This is a genomic window from Mycobacterium sp. pUA109 (genome assembly GCF_041287095.1).
Taxonomy (GTDB): domain Bacteria; phylum Actinomycetota; class Actinomycetes; order Mycobacteriales; family Mycobacteriaceae; genus Mycobacterium.
Genome location: NZ_JBGGKS010000008.1, coordinates 168,642 through 183,995 on the forward strand (window position 1 = coordinate 168,642; position 15,354 = coordinate 183,995).

Below are 15,354 nucleotides of genomic sequence, written 5' to 3' on the forward strand. Positions count from 1 at the left end.
GAGCGTGCGTAAACCCGGTGATGTGCTCGGTGTGTCGACCGGAGACACGCACGCTCGCGACTAAGGCTGGCTCGCGTCGAAGGCGCGGGCGCGCAGGGAGCGCTCCACCCCGGCGCGGCCCTCGGACACCAGCCGGCGCAGCGCCGGCGGCACCTCGGGGTCGGCCATAAAGGCGTCGGCGGCGGCGATCCCGTCGTCGCTGATGTCCCAGCCCGGGTACAGGCCGACGACCACGGTCTGCGCGACCTCACTGGACCGGCGTTGCCACACCCCGCCGATCGCCGAGAAGTAGCGGGCGGTGAACGGCTGCAGCAGCGCACCCTGGCCGGGCTGCACGATGCCGGCGATGATCGATCGCCCGGTGATGTTGGGCAGCGTGTCGTCCTCGATCACCTGCTGCCAGGCCGCCTGCTTGACCGCGGCCTGCGGCCGGGCCGCGGCGGCCTGCGCGGCGTTGCGGCGACCGGCGGCGGTGGGGTCGCGCTGGGCTTCGGCGTCGATGAACTCGGCGTCGACGGCGCCGGAGCGGGCCAGCGCGGTGACGATGCGCCACCGCAGGTCGGTGTCCACCGTCAACCCGGCCAGCCCCTGGTCGGCCGGGCCGGCGTCGAGCAGCGCCGCCAACACGGTGGTGTGCGGCGCGGACAGCACCGAGGTGCACAGCGCGTTGACGAAGGCCAGCTGGTGATCCGAGCCGGCCTGCGCGCCGCGGGCCAACTCCAGCAGCCGGTCGGCGAACGCCGGCCAGCCCTGGGTGGCCGCCCAGCCCGGCTCGGCGTAGGAGCTCAACGCGGTCTGGGCCTGCAGCAGCAGCCGCTGCGCCACCCCGACCTCGGTTTCGGCCGGCACCCCCGCGGAGACCAGCGCCACGAAGTCGCGGGCGCGCAGCTCGGCCTCCCGGGTCATCTCCCAGGCCGCCGACCACACCAGGGTGCGGGGCAGCGGCTCGGCGATGTCGGCGATGCGCTCCAGTGCGGTGGCCAGCGAGGCAGGGTCGAGCCGCAGCGCGCAGTAGGTCAGGTCGTCGTCGTTGACCAGGATCAGCTTGCCGCGCGAAACCCCCACCAGCGCAGGCACTTCGGTGCTCGGGCCGTCGACGTCGAGTTCCTCGCGGTGCACCCGCACCAGCCGGCCGGAGCCGTCGTCGTCGTAGATGCCCACGGCCAGCCGGTGCACCCGGGTTTCCCCGGCGCCCGGCGCGGCCCCGCTCTGGGCGATCGCGAACCGGGTGAAGCGGCCGTCGGAAGTGTCGAAGTCGGCGCGCAGCGTGTTCAGCCCGGTGGTCTTGAGCCACTGCTGACCCCAGTGCGACAGATCGCGGCCCGACGCCTGCTCCAGCGCGGCCAGCAGATCGTCGAAGGTGGCGTTGTCGAAGGCGTGCGCGGCGAAATAGTCCCGCAGCCCGGCGAGGAAATGCTCCAGCCCCACGTAGGCGACCAGTTGTTTGAGCACGCTGGCGCCCTTGGCGTAGGTGATGCCGTCGAAGTTGACCTCGACGGCGGCCAGGTCGGGGATGTCGGCGGCGATCGGATGCGTCGAGGGCAGCTGGTCTTGGCGGTAGGCCCAGGATTTCTCGGCGTTGGCGAACGTCGTCCACGCCGTGGTGTATTCGGTGGCCTCGCTTTGGCACAGCACCGAAGCGAAGGTCGCGAACGATTCGTTGAGCCACAGGTCATCCCACCACCGCATGGTGACCAGGTCGCCGAACCACATGTGCGCCATCTCGTGCAGCACCGTCTCGGCCCGGCGCTCATAGGACGCCCGGGTGACCTTGCTGCGAAAGACGTAGTCCTCCAAGAACGTCACCGCGCCGGCGTTCTCCATCGCGCCGGCGTTGAACTCCGGCACGAACAGCTGGTCGTACTTGCCGAACACGTACGGGGTGCCGAAGTGCTTGTGGTAGAAGCCGAATCCCTGCTTGGTCTCGGTGAACAGCCGCTCGGCGTCCATGTGCTGGGCCAGCGACGCCCGGCAGAACAGGCCCAGCGCGATCTCGCCGTGCTCGTCGGCATACACGTCGTCCCAGCGCGCGTACGGCCCGGCGATCAGCGCCACCAGATAGGTGCTCATCTTCGGGGTGGTGGCAAAGGTGTGCACGCCGTCCTCGGCGCTGAGGGTGGCGCCGTTGGACACCACCTGCCAGTGCGCCGGCGCGGTGACACTGATGTCGAAGGTGGCCTTGAGGTCGGGCTGGTCGAAGCAGGCGAACATCCGCTTGGCGTCGGCGGTTTCGAACTGGGAGTACAGGTACACCTCGTCGTCGACCGGATCGACGAAGCGGTGCAGGCCCTCCCCGGTGTTGGAGTAGCGGTGATCGGCGTCGATCTGCACGACGTTGTGTTCGGCCAGCCCGGTCAACGCGAGGCCGGTCGACTCCTCGTAGCCGGAGACGTCGAGGGGCCGCCCGTTGAGGGTGGCGCTGCGCACGGTGTCGGCGGCGAGGTCGATGACGGTGTCGGCGCCGGGCAGCGCGTCGAACGTCACCGTGGTGGTGGAGCGGAAGGTGCTCTCGCCGGCGGTGAGGTCCAGGGCGATCCGATAGTTGTCCACGGTCACCAGCGCGGCGCGCTCGACGGCTTGGTCTCTTGTGAGGTTGGGAAGTGCCACGCGTCCAACTTAGTGGGCGCGGCGGGCGCGCCGGCACCGTCGCGTGACTCGGCCGCTGAAATCGACGCCAAAATTGTCCAAACCCGCCTTTGGGCCCAGAGGCCGATCTGGACGCCGATTTCAGTCGGCGGGAACAGCTGCGCCGCGGCTACGGTTGTGCAGGACGATCGCCGTCGACGAGAGGACCGTGCATGCCTGAGAAATCCCGAGCCGATTTCTGGTTCGACCCGCTGTGCCCGTGGTGCTGGATCACCTCACGCTGGATCCTGGAGGTCGAAACGGTCCGCGACATCGAGGTCAACTTCCACGTGATGAGCCTGGCGGTGCTCAACGAGGGCCGGGACATCTCCGAGGAATACCGCGAGCGGCTCAAGCACGCGTTCGGCCCGGTGCGGGTGGCGATCGCCGCCGAGCAGGCCAAAGGACCCGAGGTGCTGGCCCCGCTGTACACCGCGATGGGCACCCGCATCCACAACGAGGGCAACAAGGACCTGCCCGACGTCATCAAGCAGTCGTTGGCCGAGGTCGGACTGCCCGCCGAGTTGGCGCAGGCCGCCGACACCGACACCTACGATGAGGCGCTGCGCGCCAGCCACCACGCCGGGATGGACGCGGTCGGCGACGACGTCGGCACCCCCACCATCCACGTCAACGGGGTGGCGTTCTTCGGCCCGGTGCTCTCGAAGATCCCGCGCGGCGAGCAGGCCGGCCAGCTGTGGGACGCCTCGGTGACGTTCGCGTCCTACCCGCACTTCTTCGAACTCAAGCGCACCCGCACCGAGCCGCCGCAATTCGACTGACGCCGCGAGCGTGAATCCGGCGACGCGACACGCCGAGCGCCCGTCGCGCCGTTCACCCTCGGCGCCGCCCGGTGCTGCTCTGACACAATGTCGGCCATGCGCGTCTATCTCGGGGCCGACCACGCCGGTTACGAACTCAAGCAGCAGGTCGTCGACCACCTGACCAAGGCCGGCCACGACCCGGTGGACTGCGGGGCGTTTCACTACGACGCCGACGACGACTACCCGGCGTTCTGCATCGCCGCCGCGTCGCGGACCCTGGCCGACCCGGACAGCCTGGGCATCGTGATCGGCGGCTCGGGCAACGGCGAACAGATCGCGGCCAACAAGGTGCCCGGGATCCGCTGCGCGCTGGCGTGGAGCACCGAGACCGCGTCGCTGGCCCGGGAGCACAACAACGCCCAGGTCATCGGCATCGGTGCGCGGATGCACTCGGTGGCCGAGGCGCTGGCCATCGTCGACGCGTTCCTGGGCACCGCGTGGTCGCAGGCGCCGCGCCACCAGCGGCGCATCGACATCCTGGCCGACTACGAGCGCACCGGCCAGCCGCCGGCGGTGCCCGACCCGGCCGGCTAACCATGCCCGAGGGGCACACCCTGCACCGGCTGGCCCGGCTGCACCAGCGCCGGTTCGCCGGCGCCCCGGTGGCGGTCACCAGCCCGCAAGGCCGGTTCGCCGCCGGTGCGGCCCAGGTGAGCGGGCAGCTGCTGACCCGCACCAGTGTGTGGGGCAAGCACCTGTTCCACCACTACGCCCACGGGGCGATCGTGCACGTCCACCTCGGGTTGTACGGCACCTTCACCGAACACCCGGTGCCGATGCCGGCGGCGGTGGGGCTGGTCCGGATGCGGATGGTCGGCGCCGACTACGGCACCGACCTGCGCGGCCCGACGGCCTGCGAGGTGATCGACGAGCTGGCCGCCGCCGAGGTGCTGGCCCGGCTCGGCCCGGATCCGCTGCGCCGCGACGCCGATCCGACGCTGGCCTGGAAGCGAATCACCAAGTCGCAGCGCGCGATCGGCGCGCTGATCATGGATCAGGCGGTGATCGCCGGGGTCGGCAACGTGTACCGCAGCGAGCTGCTGTTCCGCCACGGCATCGACCCGTTTCGGCCGGGTAAGACCCTGGACGCATCCGAATTCGACGCCGCCTGGGCCGATCTGGTGGGCTTGATGCGAATCGGCTTGCGGCGCGGCAAGATTGTGGTCGTGCGCCCCGAGCACGACCACGGGCCGCGGGCGTACGCGCCGGGCAAACCCCGCACCTACGTCTACCGGCGGGCGGGGGAACCGTGCCGGGTGTGCGGCACGCCGGTGCGCACCGCCGTGCTGGAGGGCCGCAACGTGTTCTGGTGCCCGACCTGCCAGAACTGAAGCGGGTGTGCACTTTGACAGGAACCTTTCAGCAGATGCTTAAGTATTCAAAGCTGATTCGGTTGGCGTCTGGGCGCGGTTGCTGCCTATAACGGAGCGGTGAAAACGATTGGACGTATCTCGATAGGGGCCCTTGCCGTCAGCGCCGGGGTGGGGCTGGCCGGCTTGGGCGCGGCCGTCGCCGCGCAGGCCCAACCCGCACCGCTGCCGACCTGGTGCCCGGGCGAATTCTGGGACCCGGGCTGGGGCGAGAACTGGGACTGGAACGGCTGCCACGACAACTTCCGCGGCCCGGGCGGTCCCGGCTGGGGACCCGACCACCGGGAACCGGGCTGGGGCCCGGGCGGACCGGGTGGTCCGCCACCCCCGCCGCCGGGTGGTCCGGGCTGGGGTCCGGGCGGACCCGGTGGTCCTCCGGGTGGTCCCGGTGGGCCGGGTGGACCCCACGAGGGGCCGGGTGGACCGGGCGGACCGGGGGGACCCGGCCACCGGTGAGCTGACCACTAGTACCGGCGGCGGTCGCGGCGAGTCCGCGGCCGCCGCTTTTTTATCGGCCGGTCAGGACACCGCGACCCCGAGCGCGGCGTAAACCTCGCTGGACAGCGCCACGCTGCGCGGGTCGGCGTTGGCCTTGGTGGCGTCGAAGCGGTTCATCACGTAGGCGTAGCCGATGCGGTGCTCGAGGTCGACGAATCCGAACGAGCCGCCCAGCCCGCCGTGCCCGAAGATCCGCGGGTTGGGGCCGTTGACCCCGCGCTGGTTGAGCATGTAGCCCAGCCCCCAGCCGTGGTCGGCCACCCGCGGCCCCAGCACCAGATCGGTGTCGAAGCCGCCCTGCGACACCCGGATCAAGTCCATCTGCGCGCGGCTGAGCAGCTTCTCCTGGGCCAGCCCGTTATAGACGGTGGCCAACCCCAACGCCGACACCTGCGCGTTGGTGCCCGGGAACTCCAGCTGCCGCCACAGTTCCAGGTTGTTGGAGCCCAGTTCGTCGTCGGGGGCAAAGCCCATCGCCACCGACAGCCCGGCCTTCGGGTGCTCGGCCAGGGTGGTGGGGGCGGCCGGGGCGCCGGCGGAGGCCATCATCTCGCGGATGGTCGGTTTGGCGACCAGGTCGGCGCAGCGGCGGCGTTGTTCGGCGACCGGCACCCCGATGTGGATTTCGGCGCCCAACGGCTCGGCGAGCTCGCGGCGCAGGTACTGCCCGACGGTGCCGCCGGTGACCCGCCGGACCACCTCACCGAGGATGAACCCGTAGGTGGTCATGTGGTAGCCCTGCGCGGTCCCCGGCGCCCACCACGGCTCGGCCGCGATCAACCGGTCGCAGACCAGATCCCAGTCGGCGACGTCTTGCCAGGGCATCGGGGTGCGCGGCCCGATCGCCCCGGACCGGTGGCTGAGCACCATCGCGATGGTGATGTCGCCCTTACCGGCCCGGCCGAACTCCGGCCAGTAGCGGGCCACCGGCGCGTCCAGCTCCAGGTCGCCGCGCTCGACGAGCTGGTGCACGCAGGTGCTGGTGATGCCCTTGGTGCCGGACAGCACGGTGGCCAGGGTGTCTTCCCGCCACGGCCGCTGCCCGGCGGCGTCGGCCCACCCGCCCCACAGGTTGACGACCAGCTCCCCGTCGACAAACGCGGCGACGGCGGCGCCGACCTCGTCGCGCACCGCGAAATTCGCCTCGAAGGCGTCCCGCACCCGCTGGAAACCCGACGCGCACGAGCCGTGAATTTCGACGTCGCTCACGTCGCCTCCTGTCGAGGAGATACCCCCCACTTTTGAGCGGGCGACGGGAATCGAACCCGCGTAGCTAGTTTGGAAGACTAGGGCTCTACCATTGAGCTACGCCCGCATGACTGACTATCGCCAGACTTTACCGGCGCGGTCGATGCCAAATCCAATTGACGTGACGTCGCTGTCACCGCGGTGTCGCGGGGCTTTAGGATCGTCGAGGTCAGCGCGGGGTGTAGCGCAGCTTGGTAGCGCATCCGCTTTGGGAGCGGAAGGCCGCAGGTTCAAATCCTGTCACCCCGACCACCACGACCACGCCGACCGTCGATACCGACACCGAGGAGTACAGCCGTGAAGAGCACCGTCGAGCAGTTGAGCCCCACCCGGGTTCGCATCAATGTGGAGGTGCCCTTCACTGAGCTGCAACCCGACTTCGACCGCGCCTACAAGGAGCTGGCCAAGCAGGTGCGGCTGCCCGGGTTCCGGCCCGGCAAGGCGCCCGCCAAGCTGCTGGAGGCCCGCATCGGCAAAGAGGCGATGCTCGACCAGGTCGTCAACGAGGCGCTGCCCGGCCGGTACGGCCAGGCGGTCACCGAATCCGACGTCAAGCCGCTGGGCCAGCCCGACATCGAGGTGACCAGCAAGGAGTACGGCCAGGACCTGGTGTTCACCGCCGAGGTCGACGTCCGCCCCGACATCACGCTGCCGGAGCTGAGCGCGCTCAAGCTCAGCGTGGACCCGATCGAGGTCAGCGACGACGAGGTCGAGGCCGAGCTGCAGTCGCTGCGGGCCCGGTTCGGCACCCTGACCGGGGTCGAGCGGCCCGCCGCCGACGGCGACTTCGTCTCGATCGACCTGTCCGCGACCGTCGACGGCGAGGAGCTGCCGGAGGCGGCCACCGAGGGGCTGTCCCACGAGGTGGGCTCGGGCCGGCTGATCGACGGCCTGGATGAGGCGATCGTCGGCTTGGCGGCCGGGGAGAGCAAGGTGTTCACCACCACGCTGGCCGCCGGCCCGCACGCCGGGAGCCAAGCCCAGGTGACCGTCACCGTCGGCTCGGTCAAGGAGCGGGAGCTGCCCGAGCCCGACGACGAATTCGCCCAACTGGCCAGCGAATTCGACACCATCGAGGAGCTGCGGACCAACCTGGCCGACCAGGTCCGGCAGACCAAGCGGGTGCAGCAGGCCGAAAAGATCCGCGAGGCGGCGTTGGACACCCTGCTCGAGCAGGTCGACATCCCGCTGCCCGAGGCGGTGGTGCAGGCCCAGGTCGACAACACCGTGCACAACGCGTTGCACGGCCTGGACCACGACGAAGACAAGTTCGCCGCGCAGCTCGCCGAGCAGGGTTCCTCCCGCGAGGAGTTCGACGCCGACGCCCGCTCGGCCGCCGAGAAGTCGGTCAAAACCCAGCTGCTGCTCGATGCGCTGGCCGACGACCTCGAGGTCGAGGTCGGGCAGAACGACCTCACCGAGCACCTGGTGCTGATGTCGCGCCAGTACGGCATCGAACCCCAGCAGCTGCTGCAGGTGCTCTCGCAGCAAAACCAGCTGCCGGCGGTGTTCGCCGACGTGCGGCGGGGCCGCACGATCGCCGCGGTGGTGCAGGCCGCCACCGTCACCGACACCGACGGCACCGTGATCGACACCACCGAGTTCTTCGGCAGCCCGGAGGCTGACGAGGCCGGGGAGACGGAAGCCGAGGAGACCGCCGACGACGGCGAGTGACGCTGTGAGCGAACGCCGGCAGTTCAGGGAGTGCGCGGCGGCGCGGGTTGGTTAGTGTCGATGCAGACGGAACACAACGAAAGCAGGTAACCCACTGTGAGCGACATGCGTTCGAACGGGCAGGGGCTCAACCTCGTCGACTCGGTGTATGAGCGCTTGCTCTCCGAGCGGATCATCTTCCTCGGGTCGCAGGTCGACGACGACATCGCCAACCGGCTGTGCGCGCAGATTCTGCTGCTGGCCGCCGAAGACCCGACCAAGGACATCTCGCTGTACATCAACTCGCCGGGCGGGTCGATCAGCGCCGGGATGGCGATCTACGACACCATGGTGCTGGCGCCCTGCGATATCGCCACCTACGCGATGGGCATGGCCGCCTCGATGGGTGAGTTCCTGCTGGCGGCGGGCACCAAGGGCAAACGGTATGCGCTGCCGCACGCCCGCATCCTGATGCACCAGCCGCTGGGCGGGGTGACCGGTAGCGCCGCCGACATCGCCATCCAGGCCGAACAGTTCACGGTCATTAAAAAGGAGATGTTCCGGCTCAACGCCGAGTTCACCGGCCAGCCGATCGAGCGCATCGAGGCCGACTCGGACCGCGACCGCTGGTTCACCGCCGCCGAAGCCCTCGAATACGGCTTCGTCGACCACATCATCACCCGCGCCCAGACCAACGGAGCCACGTCATGAATCCCGAAATCGCGCCGCAGGCGCGTTACATCCTGCCGTCGTTCATCGAGCACTCCAGCTGGGGCGTCAAGGAATCCAACCCGTACAACAAGCTGTTCGAGGAGCGCATCATCTTCCTCGGCGTGCAGGTCGACGACGCGTCGGCCAACGACATCATGGCCCAGCTGCTGGTGCTGGAGTCGCTGGATCCCGACCGCGACATCACCATGTACATCAACTCCCCGGGTGGCTCGTTCACCTCGCTGATGGCCATCTACGACACCATGCAGTACGTGCGGGCCGACATTCAGACGGTGTGCCTGGGTCAGGCCGCGTCGGCGGCGGCGGTGCTGCTGGCCGCCGGCACCCCCGGTAAGCGGCTGGCGCTGCCCAACGCCCGGGTGCTGATCCACCAGCCGTCGCTGTCCGGGGTGATCCAGGGCCAGTTCTCCGACCTGGAGATCCAGGCCGCCGAGATCGAGCGGATGCGGACCCTGATGGAGACCACGCTGGCCCGCCACACCGGCAAGGAGCCCGAGGTGATCCGCAAGGACACCGACCGCGACAAGATCCTGACGGCCGAGGAAGCCAAGGAGTACGGGATCATCGACACCGTGCTGGAGTACCGCAAGCTGTCGGCGCAGAGCGCCTAAGGTCACGCGCCGAGCGTGTACTCAGTGCGACTTTTCGGCCGAATTTTCGCACTGGTTGCACGTTCGGCGTAAGACGCGCGCCACCGCGGCGATGTCGGCGGGACGCACCCGGCAACACCCCCCGACGATCCGGGCGCCGGCGGCCGCCCAGTCGGCGGCCAACTCCGCGGAAAACTGTGGCCGGCCCGCCCACCGACCGTGCTCCCAGCGTTCACCGCTGTTGGGGTAGACGATCACCGGCTTACCGGTGACCTCGGCGGCCACCGCGATCGCGGGCAGCACATCGGCGGGGGAGCAGCAGTTGACCCCGACCGCGACCAGGTGCGGCACCCCGGCGGCCACCGCGAACGCCTCGCGCAGCGGCTGCCCGGCGCGGGTCGTCGCCCCGTCAATGGTGTAGCTCAACCAGGCCGGCACCCCGACGTCGGCCACCAGCTTGACCAGCGCCGCGGCCTCGTCGAGGTCCGGGATGGTCTCCAGGGCCAGCACATCGGGACCGGCGGCGGCCAGCACCTCCAGCCGCGGCCGATGCCAGGCCGCCAGCGCGGCCACCGGCAGGCCGTAGCGCCCGCGGTACTCCGAGCCGTCGGCCCGCGCCGCCCCGTAGGGGCCGATCGAGGCGGCCACCCAGCGTGCCCCGGCGGCCCGGGCCAGCTCCACGCTGCGGTGCAGCAGCCGCGTCGTCGCGGCCCGGTCGAACCCGCGGGCGGCGAATCCGTCGAACGAGGCCTGATAGCTGGCGGTGGTGGCGATCGCGGCCCCGGCGCGGCGAAACGCGCTGTGCACGGCCTCGATTTCGGCCGGCGCGTCGACGAGCAGCCGCGCCGACCACAACGGGTCGGACAGGTCGTGGCCGCGGGCCTCCAACTCGCTGGCCAGGCCGCCGTCGCTGACCAGGACGGTGTCGTTGGGCACGGCGAACGCCACGGTCGCCACTGTAGGTCGGCGGTGGCCGCTCGGTCGGATAACAGCCGCGACACGGCGGCGCGTCCCACCCGCCCCACGGGGCACTCACGCGTTATGTTCTCAGCGACAGGGACAAATACCACCGACGCGATTCGCTCCTATCGGTCGCGTCACGCCGGAGCAAGCGGGTAGCGTCGGGACATACACTCTCGGCACCACCCACGAAGACTGCGAACAGGAAGTAGGCCCTCAGCACTATGGCGCGCATCGGAGACGGCGGTGACCTCCTGAAGTGCTCGTTCTGCGGAAAGAGTCAAAAGCAGGTCAAGAAGCTCATCGCCGGCCCCGGCGTATACATCTGCGACGAGTGCATCGATTTGTGCAACGAGATCATCGAGGAGGAACTCGCCGACGCCGACGACGTCAAACTCGATGAGCTGCCCAAACCCGCGGAGATCCGGGACTTCCTGGAGGGCTACGTGGTGGGCCAGGACACCGCCAAACGCACCCTGGCGGTGGCGGTCTACAACCACTACAAACGCATCCAGGCCGGGGAGAAAAGCCGCGATTCGCGGTCCGGGGAGCCCGTCGAGCTGACCAAGTCCAACATCTTGATGCTCGGGCCCACCGGCTGCGGCAAGACCTACCTGGCGCAGACGCTGGCCAAGATGCTCAACGTGCCGTTCGCGATCGCCGACGCCACCGCGCTGACCGAGGCCGGCTACGTCGGCGAGGACGTCGAGAACATTCTGCTCAAACTGATCCAAGCCGCCGACTACGACGTCAAACGCGCCGAGACCGGGATCATCTACATCGACGAGGTCGACAAGATCGCCCGCAAGAGCGAAAACCCGTCGATCACCCGGGACGTCTCCGGGGAGGGCGTGCAGCAGGCGCTGCTGAAGATCCTGGAGGGCACCCAGGCGTCGGTGCCGCCGCAGGGCGGACGCAAGCACCCGCACCAGGAGTTCATCCAGATCGACACCACCAATGTGCTGTTCATCGTGGCGGGCGCGTTCGCCGGGCTGGAAAAGATCGTCTCCGACCGGGTCGGCAAGCGCGGGCTGGGATTCGGCGCCGAGGTCCGGTCCAAGGCCGAGATCGACACCACCGACCATTTCGCCGAGGTGATGCCCGAAGACCTGATCAAGTTCGGGCTGATCCCGGAGTTCATCGGCCGGCTGCCGGTGGTGGCGTCGGTGACCAACCTGGACATGGACGCCCTGGTCAAGATCCTCTCCGAGCCGAAGAACGCGCTGGTCAAGCAGTACACCCGGCTGTTCGAGATGGACGGGGTGGAGTTGGAGTTCACCCCGGACGCGCTGGAGGCGATCGCCGATCAGGCGATTCACCGCGGCACCGGGGCCCGCGGGCTGCGCGCGATCATGGAGGAAGTCCTGCTGCCGGTGATGTACGACATCCCCAGCCGCGACGACGTCGCCAAGGTCGTGGTCACCAAGGAGACCGTGCAGGACAACGTGCTGCCGACCATCGTGCCGCGCAAGCCGTCCCGCTCGGAGCGCCGCGACAAGAGCGCCTGACCGGCGGCCGCCCGCGCGGCGCGCTAGCAAATGTTACTCGCGCGTAGGCGGCGTTCTTAGACTTGACGCGCCAGCAACAGTGACGAAAACCACAATCACCGCGCCCGTGCCCCGCGGCAACATCGGTGACCTCGATCTTTCTTGCCGTATCGGCGGCGTGTCCGACGCTCGCGGCGTCGAGGCATCCCTAAGAGCAGTGCAATAATCGGTACCGGCAGTGACATAAAAATTTTGGCGGGGTCCACTCCACATGCGCGCGGGACGACGCGCGGCTGGGTACCCGTAGAAAACGGTTATGGAAGGCGGGCACGTGGGTCCGAACGGCAACGGGGCCGGGCCGGCGGCGGCACCGGAGCGGCACAAGCTCGAAAAGGTGGTCATCCGGTTCGCGGGTGACTCCGGTGACGGGATGCAGCTCACCGGCGACCGGTTCACCTCCGAGGCGGCGCTGTTCGGGAACGACCTGGCCACCCAGCCCAACTATCCCGCCGAGATCCGCGCGCCCCAGGGCACCTTGCCCGGGGTGTCCTCGTTCCAGATCCAGATCGCCGACTACGACATCCTCACCGCCGGCGACCGTCCCGACGTGCTGGTCGCGATGAACCCGGCCGCGCTCAAGGCCAACATCGCCGACCTGCCGCGCGGCGGGCTGGTGATCGCCAACTCCGACGAGTTCACCAAGCGCAACCTGGCCAAGGTCGGCTACCAGGCCAACCCGCTGGAGAACGGGGACCTGTCCGACTACGTCGTGCAGGCCGTCGCGATGACCACGCTGACGCTGGGCGCGGTGGAGTCCATCGGCGCGACCAAGAAGGACGGTCAGCGCGCCAAGAACATGTTCGCGCTGGGGCTGCTGTCCTGGATGTACGGCCGGCCGATCGAGACCAGCGAGACGTTCATCCGGGAGAAGTTCGCCCGCAAGCCCGATATCGCCGAGGCCAACGTGCTGGCGCTCAAGGCGGGCTGGAACTACGGCGAAACCACCGAGGCGTTCGGCACCACCTACGAGGTGTCCCCGGCCAAGCTGCCGGCTGGCGAATACCGGCAGATCTCCGGCAACACCGCCCTGGCCTACGGGGTGGTCGCCGCCGGCCAGCTGGCCGGTATCCCGGTGGTGTTGGGCAGCTACCCGATCACCCCGGCGTCGGACATCCTGCACGAGCTGTCCAAACACAAGAACTTCAACGTGATCACGCTGCAGGCCGAGGATGAGATCGCCGGTATCGGCGCGGCGCTGGGCGCCTCCTACGGCGGGGCGCTGGGGGTCACCAGCACCTCGGGTCCGGGGCTGTCGCTGAAGTCCGAAGCGGTCGGGCTGGCCGTGATGACCGAGCTGCCGCTGCTGATCATCGACGTGCAGCGCGGCGGGCCGTCCACCGGGCTGCCCACCAAAACCGAGCAGGCCGACCTGCTGCAGGCGATGTACGGCCGCAACGGGGAGTCCCCGGTCGCGGTGCTGGCGCCGCGGTCACCGTCGGACTGCTTCGACGCCGCCATCGAGGCGGTGCGGATCGCGGTGACCTACCACACCCCGGTGATCCTGCTGTCCGACGGCGCCATCGCCAACGGCTCGGAGCCGTGGCGCATCCCCGACATCAGCGGCTACCCGGCGATCCGGCACGAGTTCGCCAAGGCCGGGGAACCGTTCCAGCCGTACAACCGGGACCCGCAGACCCTGGCCCGCCAGTTCGCGATCCCGGGCACCCCGGGCCTGGAGCACCGCATCGGCGGGCTGGAGGCGGCCAACGGGTCGGGCAACATCTCCTACGAGCCGGCCAACCACGACCTGATGGTGCGGCTGCGCCAAGCCAAGATCGACGGCATCGAGGTGCCCGACCTGCAGGTCGACGACCCGACCGGGGACGCCGAGCTGCTGCTGCTCGGCTGGGGCAGCTCCTATGGCCCGATCGGGGAGGCGTGCCGGCGCGCGCGCCGCAAGGGCATCAAGGTCGCCCACGCCCAGCTGCGCAACCTCAACCCGTTGCCGGCCAACCTCGGTGACGTGCTGCGCCGCTACCCGAAGGTGGTGGCGCCGGAGATGAACCTGGGCCAGTTGGCGCTGCTGCTGCGCGGCAAGTACCTGGTCGACGTGCAGTCGGTGACCAAGGTGGCCGGCATGGCGTTCCTCGCCGACGAGGTCGAAGGCATCATCGACGCCGCGCTGGACGGCACGCTGGCGGAAAAGGAAACGGACAAAGCCAAATTCGCACGGCTGGCGGCGGCTACCGTGGGTAGTGGTGTAGGAGCTGACGAATGACTGAAGTGATCGGCAACCGGCTCGGCGTGGATCTCGGTCTGACCCCCGGACCGTCCAAGATGAGTCTGGTGCCCACCACCGACGCGCCGCAGAAGGCCAAGGACTTCACCACCGACCAGGAAGTCCGCTGGTGCCCCGGCTGCGGCGACTACGTCATCCTCAACACCATCCGCAACTTTTTGCCCGAGCTCGGGCTGCGCCGGGAAAACATCGTCTTCGTCAGCGGGATCGGGTGCTCGAGCCGGTTCCCGTACTACCTGGAGACCTACGGGGTGCACTCCATCCACGGCCGTGCCCCCACCATCGCGACCGGCCTGGCGGTGGCCCGCCCCGACCTGTCGGTGTGGGTGGTCACCGGTGACGGCGACGCCCTGTCGATCGGCGGCAACCACCTGATCCACGCGCTGCGCCGCAACGTCAACCTGACGATTCTGCTGTTCAACAACCGGATCTACGGGCTGACCAAGGGGCAGTACTCGCCGACCTCGGAGGAAGGCAAGGTCACCAAGTCGACGCCGATGGGTTCGCTGGACCACCCGTTCAACCCGGTGTCGCTGGCGCTGGGCGCCGAGGCGACGTTCGTCGGCCGCGCCCTGGACTCCGACCGCAAGGGGCTGTCCGAGGTGCTGCGCGCCGCGGCCGAGCACCGCGGCTCGGCGCTGGTCGAAATCCTGCAGGACTGCCCGATCTTCAACGACGGCTCGTTCGACGCGCTGCGCAAGGAAGGCGCCGAGGAGCGGGTGATCCACGTCCGCCACGGCGAGCCGATCACCTTCGGCTCAGGCGGCGAATACTGCGTGGTGCGCTCCGGGTTCGGGCTGGAGGTGACCAAGACCGCCGACGTCGCCGCCAGCGAGATCGTCGTGCACGACGCGCACTCCACCGACCCCGGTTACGCGTTCGCGTTGTCGCGGCTGTCCGACCAGAACCTCGACCACGCGGTGATGGGCATTTTCCGGCACGTCGACCGGCCCACCTACGACGACGCCGCCCGCGCCCAGGTCGCGGCGGCGCGGGAATCCACCCCGCACGACATGGCCGCCCTGCAATCGCTGCTGCGGGGCCGCGACACCTGGACCGTCGACTGAC

Annotated in this window: 13 protein-coding genes and 2 tRNA genes; 11 read left to right on the forward strand and 4 right to left on the reverse strand. The window is 69.3% G+C overall.

Going from position 1 to position 15,354, the window contains the following annotated elements; translation table 11 throughout:
* Window positions 1-60: 60 nt before the first annotated feature.
* Entirely contained in the window at window positions 61-2,607 is a 2,547-nt protein-coding gene (pepN, locus tag ACAG26_RS11650; protein ID WP_370482326.1) for an aminopeptidase N, read from the reverse strand.
* 191 nt (window positions 2,608-2,798) lie between these two features.
* Here pepN and ACAG26_RS11655 point away from each other — a divergent pair, with 191 nt between their 5' ends.
* The 4 genes from ACAG26_RS11655 (at window position 2,799) to ACAG26_RS11670 (ending at window position 5,275) form a co-directional block, all read left to right on the forward strand.
* Complete coding sequence (locus tag ACAG26_RS11655; protein ID WP_370482327.1) at window positions 2,799-3,407, forward strand: DsbA family protein; 609 nt, start codon at window positions 2,799-2,801, stop codon at window positions 3,405-3,407.
* 96 nt (window positions 3,408-3,503) lie between these two features.
* Window positions 3,504-3,983 (forward strand): ribose-5-phosphate isomerase, encoded by a 480-nt coding sequence (locus ACAG26_RS11660; RefSeq protein WP_370482328.1) that lies wholly within the window; start codon window positions 3,504-3,506, stop codon window positions 3,981-3,983.
* 2 nt (window positions 3,984-3,985) lie between these two features.
* Window positions 3,986-4,780: an Fpg/Nei family DNA glycosylase gene (locus ACAG26_RS11665; protein WP_370482329.1), complete on the forward strand. Its 795-nt coding sequence runs from the start codon at window positions 3,986-3,988 to the stop codon at window positions 4,778-4,780.
* Window positions 4,781-4,879: 99 nt separating this feature from the next.
* Window positions 4,880-5,275, forward strand: a complete 396-nt coding sequence (locus tag ACAG26_RS11670) for a hypothetical protein (RefSeq protein ID WP_370482331.1) — start codon at window positions 4,880-4,882, stop codon at window positions 5,273-5,275.
* A gap of 63 nt (window positions 5,276-5,338) precedes the next feature.
* Here the strand turns inward: ACAG26_RS11670 and ACAG26_RS11675 are convergent, their stop codons facing one another.
* Window positions 5,339-6,526, reverse strand: coding sequence for a serine hydrolase domain-containing protein (locus ACAG26_RS11675; protein WP_370482333.1), 1,188 nt, complete (start codon window positions 6,524-6,526; stop codon window positions 5,339-5,341).
* A 35-nt stretch (window positions 6,527-6,561) separates the two neighbouring features.
* Window positions 6,562-6,632, reverse strand: a tRNA-Gly gene (locus ACAG26_RS11680).
* Between the two features lie 108 nt (window positions 6,633-6,740).
* On the opposite strand from ACAG26_RS11680, the gene ACAG26_RS11685 reads away from it, so the two are divergent.
* The 4 genes from ACAG26_RS11685 to clpP2 all read left to right on the forward strand — a co-directional run bounded on the left by ACAG26_RS11685 (window position 6,741) and on the right by clpP2 (window position 9,561).
* Window positions 6,741-6,817: transfer RNA gene (locus ACAG26_RS11685), tRNA-Pro, on the forward strand.
* A gap of 45 nt (window positions 6,818-6,862) precedes the next feature.
* Window positions 6,863-8,239 (forward strand): trigger factor, encoded by a 1,377-nt coding sequence (tig, locus tag ACAG26_RS11690; protein ID WP_370482335.1) that lies wholly within the window; start codon window positions 6,863-6,865, stop codon window positions 8,237-8,239.
* Window positions 8,240-8,344: 105 nt separating this feature from the next.
* A complete protein-coding gene (gene clpP1, locus ACAG26_RS11695) occupies window positions 8,345-8,929 on the forward strand; it encodes an ATP-dependent CLP protease proteolytic subunit ClpP1 (protein WP_370482336.1) in 585 nt (194 codons plus the stop codon).
* Entirely contained in the window at window positions 8,926-9,561 is a 636-nt protein-coding gene (clpP2, locus tag ACAG26_RS11700) for an ATP-dependent CLP protease proteolytic subunit ClpP2 (RefSeq protein WP_370482338.1), read from the forward strand. The genes clpP1 and clpP2 overlap by 4 nt, the downstream gene beginning before the upstream one ends.
* Window positions 9,562-9,582: 21 nt before the next feature.
* Here the strand turns inward: clpP2 and mmuM are convergent, their stop codons facing one another.
* The gene (gene mmuM, locus ACAG26_RS11705; RefSeq protein ID WP_370482340.1) at window positions 9,583-10,488 is read right to left on the reverse strand and encodes a homocysteine S-methyltransferase; all 906 of its coding nucleotides are present in this window, start codon (window positions 10,486-10,488) and stop codon (window positions 9,583-9,585) included.
* A 236-nt stretch (window positions 10,489-10,724) separates the two neighbouring features.
* Here mmuM and clpX point away from each other — a divergent pair, with 236 nt between their 5' ends.
* The 3 genes from clpX (at window position 10,725) to ACAG26_RS11720 (ending at window position 15,353) form a co-directional block, all read left to right on the forward strand.
* A complete protein-coding gene (gene clpX, locus ACAG26_RS11710; RefSeq protein WP_071029097.1) occupies window positions 10,725-12,008 on the forward strand; it encodes an ATP-dependent Clp protease ATP-binding subunit ClpX in 1,284 nt (427 codons plus the stop codon).
* 310 nt (window positions 12,009-12,318) lie between these two features.
* Window positions 12,319-14,265: a 2-oxoacid:acceptor oxidoreductase subunit alpha gene (locus tag ACAG26_RS11715; RefSeq protein ID WP_370482342.1), complete on the forward strand. Its 1,947-nt coding sequence runs from the start codon at window positions 12,319-12,321 to the stop codon at window positions 14,263-14,265.
* Window positions 14,262-15,353 carry a 2-oxoacid:ferredoxin oxidoreductase subunit beta gene (locus ACAG26_RS11720; protein ID WP_370482343.1) on the forward strand — a complete coding sequence of 364 codons (1,092 nt, stop codon included), beginning with the start codon at window positions 14,262-14,264 and terminating at the stop codon, window positions 15,351-15,353. The genes ACAG26_RS11715 and ACAG26_RS11720 overlap by 4 nt, the downstream gene beginning before the upstream one ends.
* Window position 15,354 lies beyond the last annotated feature (1 nt).